Here is a 23121-nt window from a genome sequence, read left to right on the forward strand (position 1 = left end):
CCCGGGGCCTGCCACCCGCGGTCCCGGCCGCCGAGGCCGGGGAGCCCTTCGCGCTTCCGTGCCCGGTCCTCCCGCCCCGGTTGCCGCCGGCGCGGCGCCGGGTGAGCCTGGAAGGAAGGGCGCGGCGGCGCGCCGGTGCCCGGCCGTGCGCGGGACGTCGCGGAGAGGTGGTGGCGTGGACCGGACGGAGGCCGGCGGACGGCCGCGCGGCAGCGGCCACCGGACCGTGCCGCACACCGCCGACCTGCGGGTGGAGGCGTGGGCGGAGACGGCCGAGCGGTGCATCGCCGAGGCAGTGCGCGCCGCCGTCGAGAGCTTCGCGGACGTCTCCGGGGCCGTGGCGGTGGCCGAGCGCGCGTTCGAGGTCACGGCGGCGACCGACGAGGACCTGCTGGTCTCCGTCCTCGATGAGGCCGTCTACCGCCTGGACGCCGACGGCGAGATCCCCCTGGAGACCGTGGTGGGCCCGATCCGGGGCGGGGAAGGCGGCCGGGCCGCCACCGTCCGCTGCCGGATGGCCGACGCCTCCAGCACTCCGCTGGTCGGTGCCGTGCCCAAGGCCGTCTCGCTGCATGACCTCCGGCTGCGCGGTGACTCCGGGGGATGGACCTGCGCGGTGACCCTCGACGTCTGAGGCCCGCCCGGAGCCGGGTCCGGACCCGTCCGGATACGGGACGGCCGCGGTGGCGGGGGGAAGGGGGGCGGCCGAATGGCGGCCCCCGGCGGACCGGAGGTGAGGATGTGGAGATCGTACTGACGGAGGAGACCCCGTACCGCTTCCGGATCGAGGAGCGGGAGCCGATGCGTGTGCCGGGAGTGGTCTTCGCCTCGCGCGAGCTGCTGCCGCAGGCGGCCGGAGACAAGGCCCTGGAGCAGGTCGCGAACGTGGCGACCCTGCCCGGCGTCGTCCGCGCCTCGTACGCGATGCCCGATGTGCACTGGGGGTACGGCTTCCCGATCGGCGGGGTCGCCGCCACCGACATCGACGAGGGCGGTGTCGTCTCGCCCGGCGGTGTCGGCTTCGACATCTCCTGCGGGGTGCGGCTGCTGGCCGCCGGGACGACCCGCGCGGAACTGGACCCCGGCGGTTTCGAGCGGCTGATGGACATCCTCGGCCGCACCGTCCCGCGCGGTATGGGACGCGGCGGTCTGTGGGAGCTGCCGGGCCCGGACGCGATGGACGACCTGCTGGTGGGCGGCGCCCGGTACGCCGTCGAGCACGGCCACGGGGTGCCCCGGGACCTGGAACGCTGCGAGGACTCCGGGGCACTGCAGGGCGCCGCGCCCGGCGAGGTCAGCCGGCGGGCCGTGGAGCGGGGCTGGGGCAGGTGGGCAGTCTGGGGTCCGGCAACCACTTCCTGGAGGTCCAGGCGGTCGACCACCTCTACGATCCGGAGGCGGCGGCGGTCTTCGGGCTGCGGCCGGACCAGGTCTGCGTCATGATCCACTGCGGTTCGCGCGGACTGGGCCACCAGGTGTGCACCGACCATGTGAAGGTGATGGACCAGGCGCTGCACCGCTACGGCATCCGCCTGCCGGACCGCCAGCTCGCCTGCGCCCCGGTCGACTCGGCCCCGGGCCGCAACTATCTGGGCGCCATGGCGTCCGCCGCCAACTACGGCCGCGCCAACCGGCAGTTGCTCTCCGAGGCGGCCCGCCGGGCCTTCACCACCGCCCTCGGGACCGGTCTCGACCTGGTGTACGACATCTCGCACAACATGGCCAAGGTCGAGACGCACGAGGTGGACGGCCGGCCACGCCGGCTCTGCGTCCACCGCAAGGGCGCGACCCGGGCCCTGCCGCCGGGCGACCCGGAGCTGCCGGAGGACCTCGCGGAGGCGGGGCAGCCCGTGCTCGTCCCCGGCACCATGGGCACCGCCTCGTACGTCATGACCGGCTTGCCCGGCAATGACGCCTTCCACTCCGCCTGCCACGGCGCGGGCCGGGTGATGAGCCGCCATCAGGCGCTGCGCGCCGTCCGCGGCGAGCGGTTGCGCGCCGACCTGGAGTCGAAGGGCGTGGCCGTCCGGCCGTCCTCCTGGCGGGGGCTGGCCGAGGAGACCCCGGAGGCGTACAAGGACGTGGACGTGGTCGCGGACGTCACGGAGGGCGCCGGCCTCGCCCGGCTCGTCGCCCGTCTGGTGCCGCTGGGCGTCGTCAAGGGCTGACGGAGGGCCGGCGCGGCACGCGAAGACCCCCTGCCAACGGGAGTGGCAGGGGATCTCCGGCGCGGTCCGACGACGGTGGAGGTGGTCAGCCGGGGGCTTTCAGGGCCGCCGGCCGGAGGACGTCGGACCGGTGCGGGTGGAGCGGGACGGGTGCCGGGCGCGGAGTCGGGGCCGGGTCCGGCGTCCGTCCGTGGTCACCGGCGGCCGTGACCCCAGTGGCCGCGGTGGTGCCCGCGGCCGTGGCCCCAGTGGCCGCGGTGGTGCCCGCGGCCGTGGTCCCAGTGACCGTGGCCGTGGCCGCGGCCGTGGCCCCAGCGGCCGTGTCCGCGGCCGTGGCCGTGACCCCGGCCCCGGCCGCGGTGCTCGGTGTACCTCTCCTGGTCGTAGCTCTGCTCGTAGCGTGTCTGGCCGCGGTCGGACCGGATGTCCGACTGGGCCATGGCGGTGCCGGTCCCGAAGATCCCGACCGTCCCCAGCATGGCCATGACGATGGCGGCCTTCTGCAGTTTGCGCATGAGGTCTCCTCTTCCTCCAGTGATGTCATCCGGCGAACCGGATGGGGTGGATAGAGGCTAACCATCCTTTTCCCGGCTTAGGTGGCGCATGGTCCGGATAGAGCCCGGATAGGGGTTTTTCGGTATGTCTGTTCGTCCCGGTGGCCCTCCGGGGCGGCGGACCGGGCCCGGAGACAGGGCCGGGGGTGGCGTCCGGGTTCGATCCCCGGACGCCACCCCCGGCTTTCCCCGCCCCGGCCACCCGTTCGAGGGCGGGGAAGGCGTGGTCAGTTCGGCCAGACCTGGGCTTTGAGATAGCTGTTCTCGACCGTCACCGGCTCCTCGCCGTTGTGTGCGATCTGGAGTTTTGTCCTGCGGTCCTTGCGCGCCTTGCCCGAGAAGGGGAAGGCGAGGAAGGTGCTCCCGGCGGTGCCGACCGCCTCACCGATCGGATGATGCTGCACGGTGTTGCCGGAGCCGTCGTCCTCGACGATGCGGGCCTGGAGCTCCCGGCCCGGGGTGAGGCCGCGGACCCGTATCGAGGCCACGCCGTTGTACTGGCAGTTGGTCGCGAACGTGCGGCCGCCCGCGGCGTGGTGCTTGAGCGGGTCCGACCACTCCTGGTCCCAGGCCACCGAGTACCAGGTTCCGGGAACCATGGTGAATTCCTTGTGCATACCGAGACTGAGGTAGAGCGGCACGTCGTCCTCCGGGGCGGTGTTGTCCTGACCGGGCGGGCGTGAGAGCAGGGCTTTCACGCGGGACCGGAAACTGCTCATGGTGAAGCCGCGCGGATCGACCTTTCCCGGCTGCCACTCCAGGTGCCCGATGACGGAGCGTTCGTTCCAGCCGTGCGCGCGGCAGATGGCGGCGGCCCAGCGGGCCGCGGCGTCGAGCTGGGGTTCGGGCCACGGGTCGCGGCCGTTGCCGAGGTTGATCAGCTCGATGCCGTAGAAGTGGCGGTTGCCGTCGGTGTTGGCCTCGTTGTCGGCCGGCAGGGCGCGCTCGTCGATGACGGCGCGCAGGACGTCGTCGTCACCCGAACCGGCGTGGTTCGCCCGGCCGTTGCCCACCATGTAGAGCGTGCCGTTCTTGGCGCCCACGGTGTGGCAGAGCGGTCCGGGCAGCGAACTGTGCCCGTTGTAGCAGAGGGCCACGGACGAGTCGGTGCCGGAGGTGACGGTGTGGTGGATCATCACGCCGTACACCGGCCCCCAGGGACCCTTGTGGTTGCGGTTGTGGGTGCGCCAGCTCTTGTACTCGACGACCTTGCAGCCTTCGGCCTTGATCGCTGCGAGGAGCCGGCTCGCGGAGAGGGGTGTGGCCATGGGGCATCCCTTGGACTGCTGGATGGAAGAGGGCACGCCGTGGGGGCGGGGCGTGCCGGGAACAGAGAAGGTAGCCAACTATCGGTAATATCAACGGACTTCGAGAGTCTCGGCGTGTTGGCTCAGTGGTGATGCCCGTGATACGGCGGTGCGGAAACGCCCTCCGGGCAAAACGCCGGTAATTGGCCGGTAACGGGCCTTGACGCGGGTCGCGGTGACCGGCCGTCACTCCGGCAGGCGCAGCCGGCTGACCGTCGTCAGGGGATGGCGGGTCGAGCTCTGCCGCACCTCCACCGTCAGCACCGGCGGTACGGGCAGATACGGCGTTCCGTCCGTGGTCACGGCTCCGGCCGCCGTAGGCTCCCCGCCCGGCGGCAGACCCGCGAGGGCCCCGGCGAGCTGCGCGCGGACCGCCGGGGCCAGCGGGGAGGTGAGGACGGGGGTGTCGTCGCCGGGCAGGACCACTGCCAGGGCGCGCGGATGCGTGCGGGAACCCGTCACCCCGGCGACCACCGCGTCGCGGGTGTCGGAGTGTCGCAGTTTGAGCCAGTCGCGCCGGCCGCCGCGGTAGGGCCCGTCGAGCCGTTTGACGACCAGGCCCTCGATCCCGTTCGCGGTCAGCGTCTCGTACCAGAGCGAGGCCACCTCCTCGTCGGTGGTCATCGGCACCGCCTGCACGGGCGGTCCGACCGGGGCTAGCAGACCGGTCAGCGCGGCGCGCCGCCGCCGGTACGGCAGCGGCCGGAGGTCCGTGGTGCCGGTGGCCAGCAGGTCGAAGGCCGCGTACGAGGCGGGAAGCCGCCGGGCGAGCTCGGCGGCCCGGCCGCGGCGGGCCATGGCGCGCTTCTGCACGGCGGCGAAGTCGGTGCGCCCCTCCGTCCAGACGACGACCTCGCCGTCCAGCACCGTCCCGGCGGGCAGCGCCTCGGCCGCCGTGACCAGATCGGGGAAGGAGCCGGTGACGATCCGGCCGGAGCGCGCCTGGAGGAGGACGCGGTCGCGGTCGCGGAACAGGACAATCCGGTGGCCGTCGAACTTGGGTTCGTACGCGAGACCGGTGCCGCTGGGCAGCCGCTCCACCGGCCGGGCCAGTGCCACCTCCACCGGCGGGCGCAGCACGGCCCGGGCGGGCCGGCCGCCGGTGCCGGGGTCCGGCCTGCTGCCGCCGGGGCTCTCCGCGCCGGCGTCCCCCGGCCCCGGGCGGGGCCCGTGCCCGTCCCCGGCGCCCGTGCCCCGCGCCGGTTCCGCTCCGGGGTCGCTCACGGCGCCCGCAGGTCCGGCAGCGGGTGGCCGCGTTCCGGGTCGAGGAGCCCGGCCAGCAGGTCCCCGTGCCCCTCCAGCCGTCCCGGCAGGTCACCGGCGCGGAAGGCCAGCTGCTCCGGGTCCGAGCAGGCCCGGATCTCCGCCCACTCCACCGGCGCGGAGACGGTCGGGGTGTCGCGGGCCCGCAGCGTGTACGGGGCGGCGGTGGTCTTGGCGGCCGCGTTCTGGCTGAAGTCGACGAAGACCTTTCCCGGCCGCAGCGAGCGCGACATCCGGTGGGTGACCAGCCCCGGCATCACCCGCGCGGCCTCCACCGCGAGGGCCTTGGCGTAGGAGGTGACCTCGCGCGAGGGCGCGGGAGGGTGCAGCGGGACGAGCAGGTGCAGCCCCTTGGAGCCGCTCGTCTTGGCGTAGGAGCGCAGGCCGTCCCCGGCCAGCCGCTCGCGCAGCCAGTCCGCGACGACGCAGCACTCGACGACCGTCGCCGGGCTGCCCGGGTCGAGATCGAGGACGAGCCGGTCGGCGAGGGCGGGCTCCGCGGCCTTCCACTGCGGGGTGTGCAGCTCGGTGACGAGGTTCGCCACCCAGACCAGCGTCGGCAGGTCCTGGACCAGGATCTGCCGCGCCCATTTGTCCTCCGAGCGCGGGACCTCGGCGGTCTTCACCCAGGCGGGGGCACCGGGCGGCACGTTCTTCGCGAAGAAGTGCTCGCCCCCCGCGCCGTCCGGATAGCGCAGCAGGGACAGCGGGCGGTCGTACAGGTGGGGCAGGAGTGCCGGCGCGACAGCGGCGTAGTAGTGCAGGACCTCACCCTTGGTGAAACCGCTCGGATAGAGGACCTTCTCGAGATTGCTGAGCGCCAGCCGCCGCCCCTCCACCTCGGCGATGATCGACATAGCATGGATCATCACATGAAGGCACGAAAGGTGTGAATCGTGCGATCCATCTGGAAGGGTTCCATTTCCTTCGGTCTGGTCAGCATCCCGGTCAAGGTCTTCGGGGCGACGGAGAACCACTCGGTCTCGTTCCGCCAGGTCCACGCGGCCGACGGCGGGCGCATCCGCTACCGCAAGGTCTGCGAGCTGGACGGGGAGGAAGTCCCCACGGAGGAGATCACCAAGGCCTTCGAGGCCGCCGACGGGACGACCGTGCCGCTCAGCGACGAGGACCTCTCCGCGCTGCCGCTGCCCACCGCCCGCACCATCGAGATCCTCGCCTTCGTGCCGGCCGACACCGTGGACCCCCTCCAGCTCGACCGCTCCTACTACCTCGGTGCCGACGGCGGCGGCGCGGCCAAGCCGTACGTCCTGCTCCGCGAGGCGCTGAACCGCAGCGAGAAGGTGGCCATCGCCAAACTGGCCCTCCGCGGCCGCGAGACCCTGGCGATGCTGCGGGTCGTCGACGACGCCCTCGCCCTGCACACCATGCTCTGGCCGGACGAGATCCGGCCCGCGACCGGGGTCGCGCCCGACACCGAGGTCGGCATCCGCGACGCGGAACTCGATCTGGCCGACACCCTGATGGAGACCCTCGGCGACCTGGATCCCGAGGAGCTGCACGACGAGTACCGGGAAGCCGTCGAGGCGCTGGTCGCCGCCAAGCTGGAGGGCGTCGAGCCGGAGGAGGCGCGGGAGCGGGTGGAGGCCGGGGGCAAGGTCATCGACCTGATGGCCGCGCTGGAGAACAGCGTCCGCGCGGCACGGGAGGGGCGCGGCGAGCAGGCCGCGGCGGCCGGTGGGGAGGAGGCCGCCGGGGCGGAGGGCGACGTCCGGGAGCTGCGGTCCGGCAAGGGCGCCGGGAAGGGCGCCGGGAAGACGGCGGCGCGGAAGAGCACCGCCAAGCGCGGTGGAGCGGAGGAGGAAGGGGCGGGCAAGGCGGGCAAGAAGACCGGCGGGAGCCGGAAGAGCACGGCGGCGAAGAAGAGCGGATCGGCGGCGAAGGACTCCCGCGGGCGGCGGAGCACGTCCGGGGCGGCGAAGAAGACGGCGTCGGCCAAGAAGCAGGACCGCGCCACCGGCTGACGGCCGGAGACCGCTCCGGCCCGCGTGGGCGGGCACCGGGCGTGTCCGGTCGGCCGCCTTCGGCCCGTACGGATCGGCTTGTACGGAGGCGGGCGGCCCCGTACGGGATTCAGCGGCCGGGGGCCGTACGGGCGCGGCGGTGCAGGTACAGGCCGAGCGCCGCGGCCGCCAGCAGCAGGGCGCCGCCCGCCGCCGTCACCGTTCCGCGGAAGCCGCCCGCTCCGGCCTCCACCGCCTCCCGCGAGACGGTGACGCGCGTGGCGGCCGAGCGGCCCTCGGGGCCGCCGCACCGGACGCTCACCTGGTGCTCGCCGGTCCCGGCGTGGAGATGGACCGTGGCGCTGCCGAACAGATGACCGGCCTTCAGATCGCTTGGTTCCAGCCTGATGCGCCCGAAGGCCGGGGACGAGGCCGTACCGGTACGGCTGTCGCACCCGGTGGCCCGCAGGCGCAGCGTGCCGCCCGGCGCGATGGCGGACGGATCCGTCTCGACGGCCGGGCCCGGCGGAGCGCCGTCCGAGGCGGCGGCCGCGGCGGGGGCGAACGGCTCCGCCGCCGTGAGCGGAGCCGCGCTCAGGACGGCGGCGGCCAGGGCGGCCGGCGCGGCGAGGCGTGTGCTGCGCATGGGCGGGTCCTCCTCCACGTCCACGGCGGGCTCCGGGCCCGCCGTGTGCGGCCGGAGGCCCGCGCTCTCCTCGGGGAAGGCTAGAAGCCCCGCCCGGGCCCGGCGATCCGGGCGCTGCGAACGAGTGGCCGTACGAACGACTGGCCGTACGGAGGAGCGGCCGGACGGGTGAAGGGCCGCACCGGGCGGTGCTGCGGCCCTGCGCACCAGGCCGTGGTGGGCGGTGTGCGCACCGGGGCGTGGGGGCGGGGATCGTGTGAACCCCGAACGCGGGAAGGGGTGTTCGGGCGGTGGCCGGGGGCGCGGCGCGGCCGGCGCCTGTCGTGTGGATCAAGCCGGGTTCGCCGGGGTCCGGCACCGGCGCCCGTCGCGTTGCCGCTGGTTGCCGGTACTGGTTGCCGGGACTCCGCCCCGGCGCCCTCGTCCGCCCTGTGGTCCACGGGACCGGACCGCTCCCGCTCCCCGGTCCGGCCCGCTCCGGCCGAGAACTCCTCCCGGGCTACGCCGCCCCGTCCGGACGCGGCCCGCCCGGGCGGGCAGGGCGCCGGAGGGCGTACGCGGCCGCCGAGCCGGCCGCGAGGAGGGCCAGCACCGAGACGGCGGCGCCGAACCAGGACGCGCCCAGCCACTGCCCGCCGACATAGCCGAGGCTCACGCCGTAGCCCGCCCACATCAGGCCCGCCAGCGCGGACCAGGGCAGGAACTCCCGGACAGCGCGGTGCGCGGCGCCCGCGCCCAGGCTCACCACCGACCGGCCCGCGGGCGCGAAGCGGGCGAGCAGCACCAGCGGGCCGCCGCCCCGGACCAGCGCGGTGCCCAGCCGGTCCTGCGCGGAGGAGAGCCGGCGGGACCGGGCGATGGCGCGGTCGAACCGCTCACCGCCGCGCCGGGCCAGCCGGTACGCGGCCAGGTCGCCGAGGACGGAAGCGGTCGCGGCGCAGAGGGCGAGCACCAGGAGGTCCGGCACACCGCCCGCGGCGGAGCCGGCCGCACCGGTGGCGGCGTCGACGGCGTCGGCCGCACCCGCGCCCGCCGCCGCGGTGGCCGCCGCGATCACCAGGACCCCGCTCGGCAGCACGGGCAGGAAGACGTCGAGCAGCACCGACACCACGACGATGACGTAGATGCACGGGGCCGCCGTCAGCGACCCCAGATCCTCCAGCACGGCTTCTCCCATCCGAACCCCCGACCGCGCGTCGCGGGGGTGCGGCAGAAGCGGTCATGTACCGCCGTACAGCGTACGCCCGGGGCGGGCGGGCCGGTCTCCGGGCCGCGCCGCGCCGGATCCGGGCGCGGAACATCCGTACGGCGGGCACGGAGCGCCGGCGTCGCCGGGAAGGGATGGTCGCCCGGAGACCCCGGAACCGCAGAACGGCGTGTGGACGAGGAGTGCGATGAACGACGCGGTGACATCGGTGAAGAGCAGGCGTACGGCGGCCCGTTGGGGCGGGTGGCGGACCCGGGCGGCGGCCGGCGGCAGTGCCGCCCCGGCCGTCGTGCTCGTCCTGGTGCTGGCCCTGACCGGCGGCCTGCCGTCCGTGGGGCCGGCCGGCGCGGCGGAGCCGGACCCGGAGCGGAGTGACGGAAGCCATACCGCCGCCGACGACGGGCCGCTGAGCCACTGGCTCCGCGACGTGCTCGGCCCCCGCCCGCGGGACGACCGCCCCGCCGCGGCCCGGGACGCCGGCACCCCGGAGGGGGGTGGGGAGCGGACGTCCCGGGACGCCCCCCGGTTCTCCCGGGTCAACGCGGAATCCGGGTTCGCCCCGGTGACCCCGCTCGGCCCGGTGGGCGCGGTCACCTACGACACGGAAGCCGTGCCGCCCGGGGCCCGGATCGGCGTGCGCCAGTGGACGGACCCGGAGGGGACGACGGTGTGGCTCCGGGTGAGCGGGCTCGAGCCCGGACGCGCCTACGGAGCACATGTGCACACCCGGCCCTGCGGTGCCGAACCGGACTCCTCCGGTCCGCACTACCAGCACCGCCGGGACCCCGAACAGCCGTCCACCGACCCCCGGTACGCCAACCCGGACAACGAGGTGTGGCTGGACTTCACCGCCGGCGACTCCGGCGACGGCGCGGCGGAGGCCCGGCAGGACTGGAACTTCCGGCCCGGCGAGGCCCGTTCCGTGGTGCTGCACGAGCACACCACGGCGACGGAGGACGGCGCGGCCGGTACCGCCGGTGCGCGGCTGGCCTGCTTCACGGTGCCGTTCGCCGCGCAGCGCTGAGGAGGCGCCGCGGGCCGTGGCCCGGCCGGCCGGTGGTGAGCCGGTCCGGCCGGGGCGGCTCACCGGTTAGCCGGCTCCGCCGCCGTCCGGGCCGGTCATCCGTCGGTCCAGGACCGTGGCCAGCCGCGAGCCTCCGGCGCCGTCGGGCTCGGCGCGGTGGAGCGTCAGAGCGGCCTCGCGGCCGCGCAGCGTCAGGGTCATCAGCTGGTTGCCGAACCACGGCCCGCCGGCCTTCCGCCAGCTCACCGGTGACCGCCGGACCCGCCCGTGCCGGGCCAGGACGCGCCCCAGCAGGCGGCCCGCGCGGCTCCAGCCGAAGCGGAAACCGAGCTTGATCGCCGCCGGGACGCTGTTGTGCAGCGGGGAGCAGGTCAGCTGGAACACCCGGGCCGAGGGCCGGACCGCTCCGTCCGGCCCGGCTCCGCCCGTACCGCCGGGCGCCTCCGGCCACCGCGGCTCGGCGATGTACGCGTGGTGGACGTCGCCCGAGAGGACGCAGACCGTGGCCGGCGCCTCCGGACCGCCGCCCGCGCGGGCGACCAGCTCGGTCAGCGCGTCGAAGGAGGCCGGGAACGCGGCCCAGTGCTCCAGGTCCGCGCGCTGCCGCACCTTCTCGCCCCAGCGGGCCCAGCGGGAGCCGCGCTCCCCGCCGCACAGGGCCGCGTTCCACTGCTCGGCGTCGTGGATGGCGGGCGGCAGCAGCCAGGGCAGCGAGGTGCCGATCAGCAGATGGTCGCGCGAGCCGGGGTCTGCCAGCGCCTGTTCGCGCAGCCAGTCGGACTCGCCCTTGTCGAGCATCGCGCGCCGCTGCTCGGGCAGGACGCGGGCGGCGCGGGTGTCGACCATCAGGAGCCGGGTCCGGCCGAAGTCGCGGCGGTAGCTCCAGCGGACGTGGGCGGGGTCGGCGTAGGCGGCGGCCGCGAACTCCCGTACGAGCGCGGTGCCGTCGGGTGCCTCCCGTACGGCGGTGAAGAGCGGGTCGGCCGCCAGTTCGGCGGGGGAGAGGTTCCCCAGGTGCTGGTAGACCCAGTAGGACATCAGTCCGGACAGCACCCGCTCGCGCCACCAGCCGGTGGCCTCCATCTCCGCCAGCCAGGCCTCGCTGGTGTTCCAGTCGTCTATGACGTCGTGGTCGTCGAAGATCATGCAGCTGGGGACGGTGGCCAGCAGCCTGCGCAGCTCGGGGTCGGACCAGGACTCGTCGTAGAGGCGGGTGTACTCCTCGTAGTCCGCGACCTGGTCGCCCGGCGGCTCCCCCAGGCCGCGCCGTTCCGCGATCCACCGCCGGGTCGCCTCGGAGGTCTCGTCCGCGTACACCTGGTCGCCCAGGAGCAGCAGGACGTCCGGGCGTTCGGCGTGCGGATCGGCGGTCAGCCGGAGGGAGAGGGTGTCCAGCGCGTCCGGGCCCAGACCGGCACCGGCGGTGGTGGACGGCGGGGCGGCCCAGCGGCAGGAGCCGAAGGAGACGCGGAGGGGGACGCCGTCCGCGCCGTCGGTGCCGGGGCGCGGAAGGGTGCGGATGACGGGGCGGGCTCGCCGCCGCCGGGCGGGGCCAGACCTGGCGGCCGTCGAGCAGCACCCGGTACGGGTGGTGCTCTCCGGAGCCAGGCCGGTGACGGTCACCAGTGCGTAGTGGTGGCCGCCGACCCGCCAGCTCCGTGCCGTGCCGCCGGGGGCCGCCGGGGGTGCCGTGCCACCGGGTGCGGCCGCTCCCGCGAGGGGTGCGCCGCCCGTGCCGCCGGCGGCACGCGCGTCCTCCGTGCCGCCGGCGCAGCGGACCTCCGCCTCGCACGGGCCGTCCGTCTCGACCCAGACCGTGGCGCTGTGCTCGTCCACGTACCGCAGAAGCGGGCCCAGTCGCAGTCCGGTCATGGTGATCGCCTCCCTCCGTCGTCCCGCAACGGTACGGAACGACGGAGGGAGGCGGGAGTGCCGGGCGGCGGGTGGTCCGGCACGGCGGCCGGCCGGGGTCCGGCGGGGTCCCCGGCCGGACCCATCCCTGTCCAGCCCCTGCCCGCCCGCGGGCTCCTGGGGGCCAGGCGGGTCAGCAGCCGTTCAGGACGCCGCTGAGCGCGGACTTCTCGGCGGAGTCGACCGAGAGGGCGTAGTAGTGCTTCACCTGGACCCACATGCGGGCGTACATGCAGTGGTAGCCGCTGCTCGGCGGCATCCACTCCGCGGGGTCCTTGTCCCCCTTGGACTGGTTCACGTTGTCCGTGACGGCTATGAGCTGGGCGCGGGTGAGGTCGTTGGCGAAACCCTGCCGCTTGCTGGTGGTCCAGGAGGAGGCGCCGGAGCGCCAGGCCTCGGCGAGCGGCACGACGTGGTCGATGTCGACGTCGGAGGCAGCGGTCCATACGCCGCCGTCGTACGGGGAGCGCCACGTGCCGCTGACCGCCGCGCAGGAGCTGTTCTGCTCGACGTTGGTGCCGTCGCGCTTGAGCACGACCTCGCGGGTGTTGCAGCTGCCGCTCTGGGTGCTCCAGTGCGGGAACAGATCGCGGCTGTAGCCGCTGCTGGAACCTTCCGCCCTGACCGTCAGCTGGGAGAGGTAGCTGCGGGCGGTGGAGGCGCTCGGCGGAGTGGGGGGCGCCGCCTGCGCGGACGGACCGCTGAGCAGCACTGTGCCGAGCAGGGCGGTGAGCCCGGCGGCCAGGCCGGCGCGACGCGCGTAGACCGTGCCGCGCGGGGTGGTGGCGGAGTGGGTACGGGGCATGGGAACTCCTGGGGACGGGGGGATGTTGGCCGGTGGGGATCGGCCACAGGCTGCCGCCGCCAGATGTCCTGGGGTGGGGCGCCGGGTTACAGATTGACGACATGAGCACGTCAGATCAAGGGTTTGACGTGTCTATGCCCGGCGGCAGGGTGGACGAACAGGGGCACACCCGTGCGAGCGGGGCGCGGGCCCGTTCTAGGGTTGCCGCGTGCTCACCGCCGCCGACGCCCTGCTCCCCGTCAACCCCGTGCTGGGGATCGTCCTCGCCGCCCTGCTCCTCGCGGCCGCCGCCGTCGCGGCCCTCGCCCGGCTCGCCGGCCCGGACGGCCGCGGCTACGCCCGTGCCGTCGTCACCGCGGGGCTGCGGGCCGCGGTGCAGCTCGCAGCCGTCTCGTACCTCATCGGCTGGGTGGTCCGCGCGGTGCCCCTGCTGCTCGGTTTCGTCGCGCTGATGTTCGGGGTGGCGGTCCGGACGGCGGGCCGCCGGGTGACCCGAAACCGCACCTGGTGGTGGGCCGCCCTGCCGATCGGCGCCGGGGTGGTGCCGGTGGTCGCCGTGCTGCTGGTCACCGGGCTCGTCCCGCTCAAGGGCATCGCCCTGATCCCCGTCAGCGGCATCCTCATCGGCGGCGCGCTGACCGCCACGGTGCTCGCGGGCCGGCGGGCCCTCGACGAACTGCGCACCCGCCACGGGGAGGTGGAGGCCGGGATGGCGCTGGGGCTGCTCGTGCGCGAGGCCCGGCTGGAGATCGCCCGGCCCGCCGCCTCCGACGCCCTGCTGCCGGGGCTGGACCAGACGCGGACGGTGGGCCTGGTCACGCTGCCGGGCGCGTACGTCGGCATGCTGCTCGGCGGGGCGTCACCCGTCATGGCCGGGGCCGTACAGCTGTTCGTGCTGGTCGCGCTGGTGGCGGTGCAGGTGGTTGCGGTGGCCCTGGTGCTGGAGCTGGTCGCCCGCGGACTCCTGCACCGGGACGGGGAGCCGGCGGAGCATCGCGTAGGCTGAACGCGTCTGAAGGGGAGTAGCTCTTCGCCGGACCGTCGACATACTGCCCGGCCGCCTCGCGCGGCCGGGCCGGCGCCCGGAGGCAGGCAGTGCGCGGTGGCGCGCCGCCCGCCCAGCGAGACCTTCGGCCGCAGTGTCCAGACGCTGCCGGGCCGAAGCGACCCCTGAAACACAGCCAGGTCATCGGTCGGGCAGCACAGGCAACCGATCGACAGAGGGAAACACCGCTGTGCTCAGCATCGGCACCATCGCACTCGTCTTCGGCGTCGTGTTCCTCGCCGAACTGCCCGACAAGACCGCGCTCGCCGGTCTCCTGCTCGGCACCCGCTACCGCGCCTCGTACGTCTTCGCGGGCGTGGCCGCCGCCTTCCTCGTCCACGTGGTGCTCGCCGTCGCCGCCGGCAGTGTGCTCACGCTGCTGCCGCAGCGGATCGTGCAGGCCGTGGTGGGTGTGCTCTTCCTCGTGGGGGCCGCGGTCCTGCTCTTCAGGAAGGACGGCGACGAGGGCGGGGAGAAGAGCGCCGAGCCGGGCGGCCAGAGCTTCTGGAAGGTCTCCGGCGCCGGCTTCACGCTGATCCTGGCCGCCGAGTTCGGCGACCTCACCCAGATCATGACCGCCAACCTGGCCGCCCGCTACGACGACCCGCTGTCGGTCGGCATCGGCGCGGTACTGGCGCTGTGGGCGGTGGCGGGCATCGGCATCCTCGGCGGCCGCACCCTGATGAAGTACGTGCCGCTGCGGCTGATCACCAAGGTCGCGGCGACGGTCATGCTCGCGCTCGCGGCGTTCAGCCTGTACGAGGCCGCGACGGGCTGACGGCCCGTGGCCGCCGGCGGCCGACCGCCGCAGCGAGGCGGGCGGTTGGGGGCGGCGGCGGCGGGGCGGCCGGGGTCAGGCGCCGAAGGCCAGGACCAGCCCGGTGGCGTCCCCGGTGATCCGGACCGGCTCCAGGTCCGGCACATGGACGGTCGGCCCGCAGGCGGCCGCGCGGGCGCCGACGCCGACCACCCGCATCCCGGCCGCGCGGGCCGCCGCGATGCCCACCTCGGAGTCCTCGAAGGCCACACAGTCCTCGGCGTCGAAGCCCAGTTCGGCGGCGGCCTTGAGGAAGCCCTCCGGGTCCGGCTTGCTCGCGCCCACGCACTCGGCGGTGACGCGCACCGGTGGCGACGGCAGCCCGGCCGCCGCCATCCGGGCGGTGGCCAGCCCGCTGTCGGCGGAGGTGACCAGAGCGTGCGGCAGTCCGCGGAGCGCCGCCATCAGGGCGGCGGCGCCGGGCACCGGGACGACCCCGTCCATGTCGGTGGTCTCCCGGTCGAGCATCCGGCGGTTGTCCGCGTGGTTGAGGGCCGCCGGGCGGTCCGGAAGGAGCAGCGCCATCGTGGCGTGGCCCTGCCGGCCGTGCGCATGCCGCATGACGTGGTCGCCGTCGAGGCCCTGCTCCGCCGCCCACTGCCGCCAGCACCGCTCGACCACCGCGTCGGAGTTGACGAGGGTGCCGTCCATGTCGAGGAGGACGGCGCGGGCGGAGAGGGGCACGGCGGGGATGGCCGTCATGGGCTGCTCCTGGGCGCGGGCGTGCGATGGGGGACCGGAGAACCGGAAAAGGGGAACCGGAAACCGGAGAACAAGGCGGCTCCGCCCGCCGGTCAGGGAACACGGGCGGAACCACTTTGTTCCTCAACCATACAAAACAGTGGGCGCAGACACCAGACCTTCCGGGGTCCGGATGTGAATCCGCAGGTGGCGGCCGGTCCGCGGGCGGCGGGCGGCGGGTGATCCGGCCGGTGAGCGAGGGGCGGCGACCGAGGGCCGGTGACCGTTGCCGTGCCGCGTTCGCGGCGGACGGGGACGGGACGGCGCGGAGCGGGGCGGGGCGGCATGGGGCCGGGACGGGGAGGGGCGGCCGCCTCCGGCCGGTGCCGTGGTGGAGTGCGTGGGGTGGCGGCGGCGCCCCGGCCGGCCGGCGCGGGCCGGGAGTTGGCGTCCGCCGTACGCCGAGGGGGCCACCCGGTGCGAGCGGGAGCGGGCGGCGGCGGCCCGTCCCCGCCGCCCCGCCTACACCTGGGTGCGGCTCTCCAGTGAGCTGCGGGTCGCCGGGCCGTAGACGCCCTGCGGGTCGCCCTCGACGCCGAACATGTTCTGGTAGCGGCTGATGGCCCGGACCTCGTTCCCGTTGTACTGGCCGTCCTCCTCCACCTTCAGCGAGCGGCCGAGCTGGTTCAGCCGCCGCTGCATCTCCAGGACCTCCGCTCCGGACATCCCCTTGCTGAGGACCGGTGCCGGTTCGGGCCGGGGCGTCTCGTCCAGGGGCTCGGCGCCCTCGTCCGCCGTCCGGTCGGCTTCCGGCGTCTTGGAGGCCGAGGACTTCACGGCGACCGGGGACCGGGTCGGCGTGGCGGACGTGGGACCGGTGGCCGAGGCCGAGGGCCGGCCGCTGCCCGTCCAGGCGTCGCCGGTGGGCAGGACGGCGGTGGGGACCCGGGGCGTTTCGTCCGGCAGTGCGCGGTCGCTCTCCTCGCTGTCGCCGGACAGGCCGACGGCCAGGACGCCGGCGCAGACGGCGGCCACAGCCGCGGCGGTGGCCGTGACGGCCGCCGCGCGACGACGGCGCTGCCGGCGGTCCGCCCGCCGGTCGCCCCGTGGATACCCCGGCCCGTGGGGGCCCGGCGTCCGTGCCCGGCCGGCGCCTCCGGTGCGGCGGGGGCGGCGGTGCCGAAGAGGCCCAGATCCTCCTCGCGGGGCCGGAGACCGGGGACTCCGGCAGGGCCACCAGCGAGGCCGCCGGGTGGACGGGGCGGAGGGGCACCGTGGCGCCGTCATCGCCCTCCCGGTCCCGGTCGTGGTCCCGGTCCGAGTTCTGTGGAAGTCCCGGGGCCGGGCAGGGGTCGGCGTTCGTGCGCGCCGGGCGGTCCGCGGACGCCGGGCCCCACTCCGCGGCCGAAGCGGCAGGGCCGTACGGCGGGAATCCGCCGCCGCCCTCCTCCGGGCCACGCCCGGCCTGTACGTCCCGGGGTTCCCCGGAGACCGCGGTCCCGGGCGGGAACCCGCCGGCCGGACGGGGCGACGGACGGGTCGACGGCTCATGGGGCGGCGGGGCGGTGTCCCCGGCCGCGGAGGCGGCCCGCCCCGCGCAGTCGCAGCCGAGGCCGTCGGCCTGTGTCCGCTCCAGCCCGCAGACCGGGCAGAGATGTGCCGTCACCTGATGGATCCCCTCATCGCAGTGGGAGCGATTATGCAGACAGTGGTGTGAAGGGGAACGGACAGGTCCCCATCGGGGCGCTTCCCCCAGGGGGCATAGGCCGCGAAATGGGCCGGACGGGAATTCCTCGGGCCCGCGCGGGGGCCTTCTCCGCAGTCTTCGTCTTCGTCCGTCTCCGCCGAGTTCCGCCGAGTTCCGCCGAGTTCCGCCGATCTCTGCGGACCGGCCGCCGGGCCACCACGGCCCGGGACGGGCGGACTGCACCCCTGCCCGTCCGCTCCGTCACGGGGTCGGCACCGACGCGGACCGGTACGGCCGGGGCCTGTCCGCACCCTCGCGTCGGGTCGGACCGCGCGGCCGGCGCCGTGCACCGCACGGCGCAGGACCGCCCCGTGCACGGGGCGCGTACGTGGGTGTGCCCGGCGGCGGGGTGCGGTGTCGGGTGCCGTGGACCCGGGGCAAAGCGGCGGGCCGGCCCTACGGCTCCTCGGTGCGCTCCTCCAGGGAGCGGCGGGTGGCCGGTCCGTAGACGCCGCTCGGGTCGCCCTCGACGCCGTTCCAGAGCTGGTAGTTGGCGATCGCCCGCTCGTCCTGCTCGTCGTAGCTGCCGTCCTCGTCCACCGTGCTGAACAGGCCGACCTGGTTGAGGCGCTGCTGCATCTCCAGGACCTCCGGTCCCGACATCCCCTTCTGCAGGATCGGCGGATCGTCCTGTCCGGAGCCGGACCCGTCGCCCGGCTCGTCCGGGGCGTCCGAGACGGAGCCCGACGCCCGGGTGGGGTTCGGGGTGCCGTCCGGCGCCGCCGAACCCGCCGCCCCCGAAGGGCTCGCGGACGGGGACGAGTCCGTGGCCGAGGCCGACGGGGAGCCGCCGTTGGCCGAGACGGAGGCCGAGGGCGAGGCCGAGGCGCTCGCCGACGGGCCGTTTCCGTCGGTGGGGAGCACGGCCGTGGGCGTGAGGCTGTTCTCGTTCGGTGCCGCGCGTTCCTCCTTGTCGCCGCCCAGCAGCCCGGTGCCGAGGACCCCGGCGCAGACGGCGACCACCGCCGCGGCCGCCCCGGCGATCACGGCCGTACGGCGGCGGCGCCCGGTCCGGCCCGCCCCGGGGCGGCCGGAGTCCTCCGGTTCGCGGTCCGCGAAGGCGTCGTCGTGGAAGAGCCCCAGGTCCTCGGCGCGGGGGTGGGAGTCCGCGCCCCGGCCGCGCCGGCCGCGGGGTGAGCGGGGAGAGGGGCGGGTGATGTCCGGGGCGTCGTCCTCCCCGGCCGGGCCGCCGGTTTCCGGTGCGGCACCCGGGCCAGCTCCGGAGTCACCCGGCTGGTCCGGGCCCGCCGGGCGGCCGGTGCCGTCGAACCGGGGAGCGCGGTGGTCGGGGCCGCCGGGTCGGCGGGCCGTTCCGCGGCCGTACCGGTGGAGGGGCGGAGCCCGGCGCGGACCGGCCGGTCCCGGGGCCGTCACCGGGCGGTCCCGCTCCGGCCGGGCGGTCGGTGCCGTCGGTCCCGCCGGTGTTCCCCGGTGCCGGACCGGCGGGCCGCGAGCGGAACAGCGTGTCCCAGCCGGTCCCGGATCCGGGAACCGCGGCCGGACCGGGCCCGGATTCCGGAGAGGAGGCGGACGGCGCGGCGGCGGGCTCCGGGCCGGAGGTCCCGCCGGCGGACCGGCCGGGCCGCAGGTCCGGGGCGCCGTCCGGTTCCCGGCCCGCCGCGGGGTTCTCCCCCGGCGAGCCTTCCGCCGGTGAGTCCGGCGCGGCGGCGGACCGCGGGGCGGGGCCGCCGGCCGCGTCCGGGGGCTGTTCCGGCCCGGATGCCGGCGCCGGTTCGCGCAGTTCCACGTACGGCCGGATGCGCAGCGGGTCGAAATCCTCGGCGGCGGCGGCCGCCCGGGCCGCGCACGCGCAGCCGGGCCGACCGTCCCGCTGCCGTGCCGCCCCGCAGTCCGGGCAGACATATGCCGTCACGGTGGATCCCCTCCCTTGCGTGGGAGCGATTATGCAGACAGTTGTGCGAAGAGCACAGCCAGGGCCCCGCCGACAGGCCCTTCCGGCGGGCCATACCCCGGCAAAACCGCCAGGATGGGACGCGGAGCCGCGGGAACGCGCGGACACGTACGGCAGCCGCCGGGCCGCGGGCGACCGGCGGCGGGGAGCAGGCCCGAACCGAGGAGGCGTCCATGGCCGAGGACGCGGCCCCACCCCCGGGAGGGACGGGACGGTACGGAGGGCCCGGCGCGCCCCGGGCCCTCCGCGCCTCCGGCGCCCCCGGCGGAACCGCGGCGCCTGGGACGCCCGCGGCCGTCCGGACGGCGGACCCCGCCGCCCCGGCACCCGCCGACGCCCCCAGGCCCGGGGAGGACCTGCCCCGGCGCACCGTGCGCCTGGCGATCGGCGCACTGCTGTTCGGCATGCTGCTCGCCGCCCTCGACCAGACGATCGTCGCCACCGCCCTGCCCGTCATCGTCAGCGAACTCGGCGGCCTGGACCACCTGTCCTGGGTCGTCACGGCCTATCTGCTCGCGGCCACGGCCGCCACCCCGCTCTGGGGCAAGCTCGGTGACCAGTACGGCCGGAAGCGGCTCTTCCTGCTCGCCATCGGCATCTTCCTGATGGGCTCCGTGCTCTGCGGGATCGCCCGGGACATGCCGCAGCTGATCGTCTTCCGCGCGCTCCAGGGGCTCGGCGGCGGCGGGCTGATGGTGCTCTCCATGGCCATCACCGGCGACATCGTCCCGCCCCGTGAACGCGGCCGCTACCAGGGCCTGTTCGGGGCGGTGTTCGGTGCGGCCAGTGTGCTGGGGCCCCTGCTCGGCGGCCTCTTCACGGAACAGCTCAGCTGGCGATGGGTGTTCTACGTCAACCTCCCGATCGGGCTGGTCGCGCTGTTCGTCATCGCCGCCGTCCTGCACATCCCGGCGCGCCCCGTCCGGCACACCATCGACTATGCCGGCATCCTCCTGATCGCCGCCGTCGCGGCCGTGCTGGTCCTGCTCTCCTCACTCGGCGGCACGGTCTGGCCCTGGGTCTCCTGGCGGGTCGCCGGGCTCGCCCTGCTCGGCGCCGTCCTCCTGGCCGCCTTCACGGCCGTGGAACGGCGGGCTGTGGAACCGGTGCTGCCGCTCGGCCTGTTCCGGATCCGCACCTTCACCCTCGGATCGGTCATCGGCTTCGTCGTCGGCTTCGCGATGTTCGGGACGATGATCTATCTCCCGACCTTCTTGCAGGTCGTACGGGGTCTCAGCCCCACCCTGTCCGGGGTCCGGATGCTCTGGATGGTCGCCGGGCTGCTGATCGCCTCGACCGTCTCCGGCCAGCTCGCGAGCCGCACCGGGCACTGGAAGGTCTTCCCCGTCGCCGGCTGCGCGGTCACCACCCTCGGGCTGCTGCTCCTGCACCGGATCGACCGGTTCAGCCCCGGCTGGGAGATCAATGTCTCCTTCGCCGTCTTCGGGCTCGGCCTCGGCCTCGTCCTGCAGATCGTGGTGCTCGCCGTGCAGAACGCCGTCGGCTACGAGGACCTGGGTGCCGCCACCTCCGGCGCGACCTTCTTCCGCTCCATCGGCGCCTCCTTCGGGGTCGCCGTCTTCGGTACGGTCTTCGCCGGCCGGCTGGGCGACCGGCTCACCGCCCTGCTCGCGGACGAGCGCCTGCCCGCCGGAGCCGGGCCCGCCGACCTGGCGTCCGATCCGCGCACCATCGACCTGCTCCCGGCGCGGCTGCGCCCGGAGGTCCTGGACGCCTACTCCGCGTCGATCACCGACGTGTTCCTCTTCGCGGCCCCCGTCACCTTCGGGGCGCTCGTGCTGGCCGTCCTCCTCAAGGAGGAACCGCTGCGCGGCTCCGTCACCACCCCCGACATGAGCGAGACCTACGCGAGCAACCCGGTGGAGCGCTCCTCCCACGACGAGGTGGCCCGCGCCCTCTCCGCCCTCGGCGCCCGTGAGGGATGCCACGGCCTCTACGAGGACATCACCGCCCGGGCCGGCTACAGCCTCGACCCCGCCGCGAGCTGGCTGCTGCTCCGCGTCCGGCGCGAGGGCGGGGCCGATCCGGCGGTCCTCGCCGGGCGCGGCACCCTGCCGCTGAGCGTGCTCACCTCGGCCGTGCGGCAGATCGAGGGCCGCGGCCTGGCGGTCCGGGACGGGCTGCCGCTGCGGCTGACCGCCCGGGGACGGAAGGTCGCCGGCCGGCTCGCCACGGCCCGCGAGGGGCATCTGGCGGCGCTGCTCGGCGACTGGTGGGGGCCGGACCGGCCGCGGGACCTGGAGGAACTGGTCCGGGAGCTGAGCGCGGAACTCTGCGGCTCGGACGAGGAGTGGCCGTACGACGACGACGGGCCGCGGCACGGCGGGCACCGGCGCCGGCACGGCGAGGGACACGGTGTCCGGCACCGCGCGGACGCCGGGGCGGGGCGGGGCCGCACCCGGGCTGAGCGAGGGGCGGCGGCCGGACGCCCCCACGCGGTTCACCCGAGGTGCTTCGCGAACCAGTGCTCGGCGTACGGGTCGTCGTTGTAGGCGGGGATTTCCGCGTAACCGCGCCTGGCGTACAGCGCCCGCGCCTCGACGAGGTCGTGCCGGGTGTCGAGGACGACGCGCTCCGCGCCCAGTCCCCGGGCCGCCGCCTCCACCGCCCCGAGCAGGGCGCCTCCGCCACCGCTGCCCCGCGCCTCCGGCCGGACGTAGAGGCGCTTGAGTTCGGCCGTGCCCGGCCGCAGCAGGCGCAGCCCGCCGCAGCCGGCCGGTTCGCCGCCGAGGCGGGCGACGAGGAAGACGCCCGCGGGCGCGGTGAGGTCGTCGCTGTGGTGCTCGACGAGCCCTTCGTCGATCTCGGCGTCCGTCACGGCGCGCCCGTAGTACCGGCCGGCGACCTCGGCGTAGTAGTCGCGCAACAGCCGCCTGGCGACGGGTGAGCCGACGGGTTCGGGGGAGACGGTCCAGGGGGCGGTGCGGCGGGTTCCGGTCCGGGTCATGGGCGCATTCTGCGACGGCCCCGGGGCCGCGGGCAGCTCAATTTCCGTATCCCTCGGCGGCTTTGGCGGCGTTTGCGGCCCGTGTCCGGGGCAAAACGCCGTGATGAAAGCCTCGCACGAGGGGAGCTCAGCGAAAGGCACGACATGTCCACAGGCGTGATCATCATCTTGGCCGTGGCGGCTCTCGTCATCGTCGCGCTCGTGCTCGCCCCGCGCGTCATGCAGAGTGGCGGTGGCGGCCTGAAGCGCCGGTTCGGTCCCGAGTACGAGCGCACGGTGGCCCGCCACGACGGCGACCGGAAGGCCGCGGAACGGGAACTCTCCGAGCGGCTGCGGCGCCACGGCGATCTGCGGACGCGCCCGCTGAGCGCCGAGGCCCGCGAGCAGTACGTGGCCCGCTGGGCCGGTGTGCAGGAGCAGTTCGTCGACTCGCCCGCGCAGGCCGTCGACGCCGCGGAGCGGCTGCTGGGCGAACTGATCCGCGAACGCGGTTTCCCGGCCGACGAGTTCGACGAGCAGGTCGCGGCCCTGTCGGTGCACCACGGCGAGCACGTCGACGGCTACCGGCACGTGCACGCCGTCGCCGCACGGGCCCGCGAGGGCCGGGCGGAGACCGAGGAACTGCGCGAAGCCGTGGTCCACGCCCGCGCGCTCTTCGAGGAACTGGTCAGCACACACCCGCAGGACAACGCGCGGCACCGGGCCCACGACCGCGGCGCCGAGCGGCACGGCACGCGCACCACGGCCGCCGGGACCGGCAAGCAGCGGCTCGCCGACCGGCTGCACGGCCCCTGGGGCGCCCGGCACCACACCGGAACGACGAAGGGCGGTGCGTGATGGCGCATCTCGGCAGGAACAAGCACGAGCACGAACAGGGTGACGGCTACGAGCGGGGACCCGGCTCCCACCCGGACCCGGCCGTGGCGAGCGGCTCCGGGCGGACCCCGGCCGGACGGCCCGCGGGCGACGGCAGCGCCGCCGGCTTCCCGGCCGGCGCGGCGGCTCCGGAGGCCCCGGGACACCCGGGCGGCCCGGCGGACTCCGTCCCCCGCCCGACCCCTCCGGTGCGGCGACCACGGCGGCCCCCGCCACCTCGGCGGCTCCG

The 23121-nt window shown here is 75.5% G+C and carries 18 protein-coding genes and 2 pseudogenes; 8 read left to right on the forward strand and 12 right to left on the reverse strand.

Annotation, left to right across the window (positions count from 1 at the left end; genetic code table 11):
- Positions 1–175 precede the first annotated feature (175 nt).
- Together E4N63_RS31255 and E4N63_RS23460 are read left to right on the forward strand one after the other, a co-directional pair.
- A complete protein-coding gene (locus E4N63_RS31255) occupies positions 176–634 on the forward strand; it encodes an archease (RefSeq protein WP_228429775.1) in 459 nt (152 codons plus the stop codon).
- A 290-nt stretch (positions 635–924) separates the two neighbouring features.
- Positions 925–2168 (forward strand): annotated as a pseudogene (locus E4N63_RS23460) (RtcB family protein).
- Positions 2169–2362: 194 nt separating this feature from the next.
- Here E4N63_RS23460 and E4N63_RS23465 read toward each other — a convergent pair.
- From E4N63_RS23465 to ligD, 4 genes are all read right to left on the reverse strand, one after another.
- Complete coding sequence (locus E4N63_RS23465) at positions 2363–2683, reverse strand: hypothetical protein (protein ID WP_125624914.1); 321 nt, start codon at positions 2681–2683, stop codon at positions 2363–2365.
- Positions 2684–2949: 266 nt separating this feature from the next.
- Positions 2950–3990 (reverse strand): N-acetylmuramoyl-L-alanine amidase, encoded by a 1041-nt coding sequence (locus E4N63_RS23470; RefSeq protein ID WP_230241627.1) that lies wholly within the window; start codon positions 3988–3990, stop codon positions 2950–2952.
- Positions 3991–4215: 225 nt separating this feature from the next.
- Positions 4216–5094 (reverse strand): ATP-dependent DNA ligase, encoded by an 879-nt coding sequence (locus tag E4N63_RS23475; RefSeq protein WP_125624933.1) that lies wholly within the window; start codon positions 5092–5094, stop codon positions 4216–4218.
- 155 nt (positions 5095–5249) lie between these two features.
- Positions 5250–6149, reverse strand: a complete 900-nt coding sequence (gene ligD, locus E4N63_RS23480; protein WP_230241628.1) for a non-homologous end-joining DNA ligase — start codon at positions 6147–6149, stop codon at positions 5250–5252.
- A 39-nt stretch (positions 6150–6188) separates the two neighbouring features.
- Between ligD and E4N63_RS23485 the strand changes: the two genes are divergently transcribed.
- Positions 6189–7274 carry a Ku protein gene (locus E4N63_RS23485; protein WP_230241629.1) on the forward strand — a complete coding sequence of 362 codons (1086 nt, stop codon included), beginning with the start codon at positions 6189–6191 and terminating at the stop codon, positions 7272–7274.
- Between the two features lie 109 nt (positions 7275–7383).
- On the opposite strand, the gene E4N63_RS23490 is transcribed toward E4N63_RS23485, so the two are convergent.
- Together E4N63_RS23490 and E4N63_RS23495 are read right to left on the reverse strand one after the other, a co-directional pair.
- Positions 7384–7899: a hypothetical protein gene (locus tag E4N63_RS23490; protein ID WP_230241630.1), complete on the reverse strand. Its 516-nt coding sequence runs from the start codon at positions 7897–7899 to the stop codon at positions 7384–7386.
- A 499-nt stretch (positions 7900–8398) separates the two neighbouring features.
- Entirely contained in the window at positions 8399–9064 is a 666-nt protein-coding gene (locus tag E4N63_RS23495) for a DedA family protein (RefSeq protein WP_125624925.1), read from the reverse strand.
- Between the two features lie 229 nt (positions 9065–9293).
- Here E4N63_RS23495 and E4N63_RS23500 point away from each other — a divergent pair, with 229 nt between their 5' ends.
- Entirely contained in the window at positions 9294–10130 is an 837-nt protein-coding gene (locus tag E4N63_RS23500; protein ID WP_228429774.1) for a superoxide dismutase family protein, read from the forward strand.
- Positions 10131–10196: 66 nt separating this feature from the next.
- On the opposite strand, the pseudogene E4N63_RS23505 reads toward E4N63_RS23500, so the two are convergent.
- Together E4N63_RS23505 and E4N63_RS23510 are read right to left on the reverse strand one after the other, a co-directional pair.
- Positions 10197–12002: pseudogene (locus E4N63_RS23505) on the reverse strand (alkaline phosphatase D family protein).
- A gap of 172 nt (positions 12003–12174) precedes the next feature.
- Complete coding sequence (locus tag E4N63_RS23510; protein WP_125626708.1) at positions 12175–12846, reverse strand: HNH endonuclease family protein; 672 nt, start codon at positions 12844–12846, stop codon at positions 12175–12177.
- A gap of 208 nt (positions 12847–13054) precedes the next feature.
- Between E4N63_RS23510 and E4N63_RS23515 the strand changes: the two genes are divergently transcribed.
- Both E4N63_RS23515 and E4N63_RS23520 read left to right on the forward strand, forming a co-directional pair.
- The gene (locus tag E4N63_RS23515) at positions 13055–13852 is read left to right on the forward strand and encodes an ABC transporter permease (RefSeq protein ID WP_228429773.1); all 798 of its coding nucleotides are present in this window, start codon (positions 13055–13057) and stop codon (positions 13850–13852) included.
- A gap of 229 nt (positions 13853–14081) precedes the next feature.
- Positions 14082–14669, forward strand: a complete 588-nt coding sequence (locus E4N63_RS23520) for a TMEM165/GDT1 family protein (protein ID WP_230241631.1) — start codon at positions 14082–14084, stop codon at positions 14667–14669.
- A 75-nt stretch (positions 14670–14744) separates the two neighbouring features.
- On the opposite strand, the gene E4N63_RS23525 is transcribed toward E4N63_RS23520, so the two are convergent.
- From E4N63_RS23525 to E4N63_RS31265, 3 genes are all read right to left on the reverse strand, one after another.
- On the reverse strand, positions 14745–15410 hold the full coding sequence (locus E4N63_RS23525; RefSeq protein ID WP_185831384.1) for an HAD-IA family hydrolase: 666 nt from the start codon (positions 15408–15410) through the stop codon (positions 14745–14747).
- Positions 15411–15911: 501 nt separating this feature from the next.
- Positions 15912–16424, reverse strand: a complete 513-nt coding sequence (locus E4N63_RS31260) for a peptidoglycan-binding protein (RefSeq protein ID WP_230241632.1) — start codon at positions 16422–16424, stop codon at positions 15912–15914.
- 1108 nt (positions 16425–17532) lie between these two features.
- Positions 17533–18510 carry a peptidoglycan-binding domain-containing protein gene (locus E4N63_RS31265; protein WP_230241633.1) on the reverse strand — a complete coding sequence of 326 codons (978 nt, stop codon included), beginning with the start codon at positions 18508–18510 and terminating at the stop codon, positions 17533–17535.
- A gap of 711 nt (positions 18511–19221) precedes the next feature.
- On the opposite strand from E4N63_RS31265, the gene E4N63_RS23540 reads away from it, so the two are divergent.
- Positions 19222–21561, forward strand: a complete 2340-nt coding sequence (locus E4N63_RS23540; RefSeq protein ID WP_230241634.1) for an MFS transporter — start codon at positions 19222–19224, stop codon at positions 21559–21561.
- Here E4N63_RS23540 and E4N63_RS23545 read toward each other — a convergent pair.
- Positions 21510–22016, reverse strand: coding sequence for a GNAT family N-acetyltransferase (locus E4N63_RS23545; protein WP_230241635.1), 507 nt, complete (start codon positions 22014–22016; stop codon positions 21510–21512). The genes E4N63_RS23540 and E4N63_RS23545 overlap by 52 nt on opposite strands.
- Positions 22017–22160: 144 nt before the next feature.
- On the opposite strand from E4N63_RS23545, the gene E4N63_RS23550 reads away from it, so the two are divergent.
- Positions 22161–22853 (forward strand): hypothetical protein, encoded by a 693-nt coding sequence (locus E4N63_RS23550; RefSeq protein ID WP_228429771.1) that lies wholly within the window; start codon positions 22161–22163, stop codon positions 22851–22853.
- Positions 22854–23121: the final 268 nt, after the last annotated feature.

It is taken from the genome of Streptomyces sp. MNU89 (genome assembly GCF_020982505.1).
GTDB lineage: Bacteria > Actinomycetota > Actinomycetes > Streptomycetales > Streptomycetaceae > Streptomyces > Streptomyces xinghaiensis.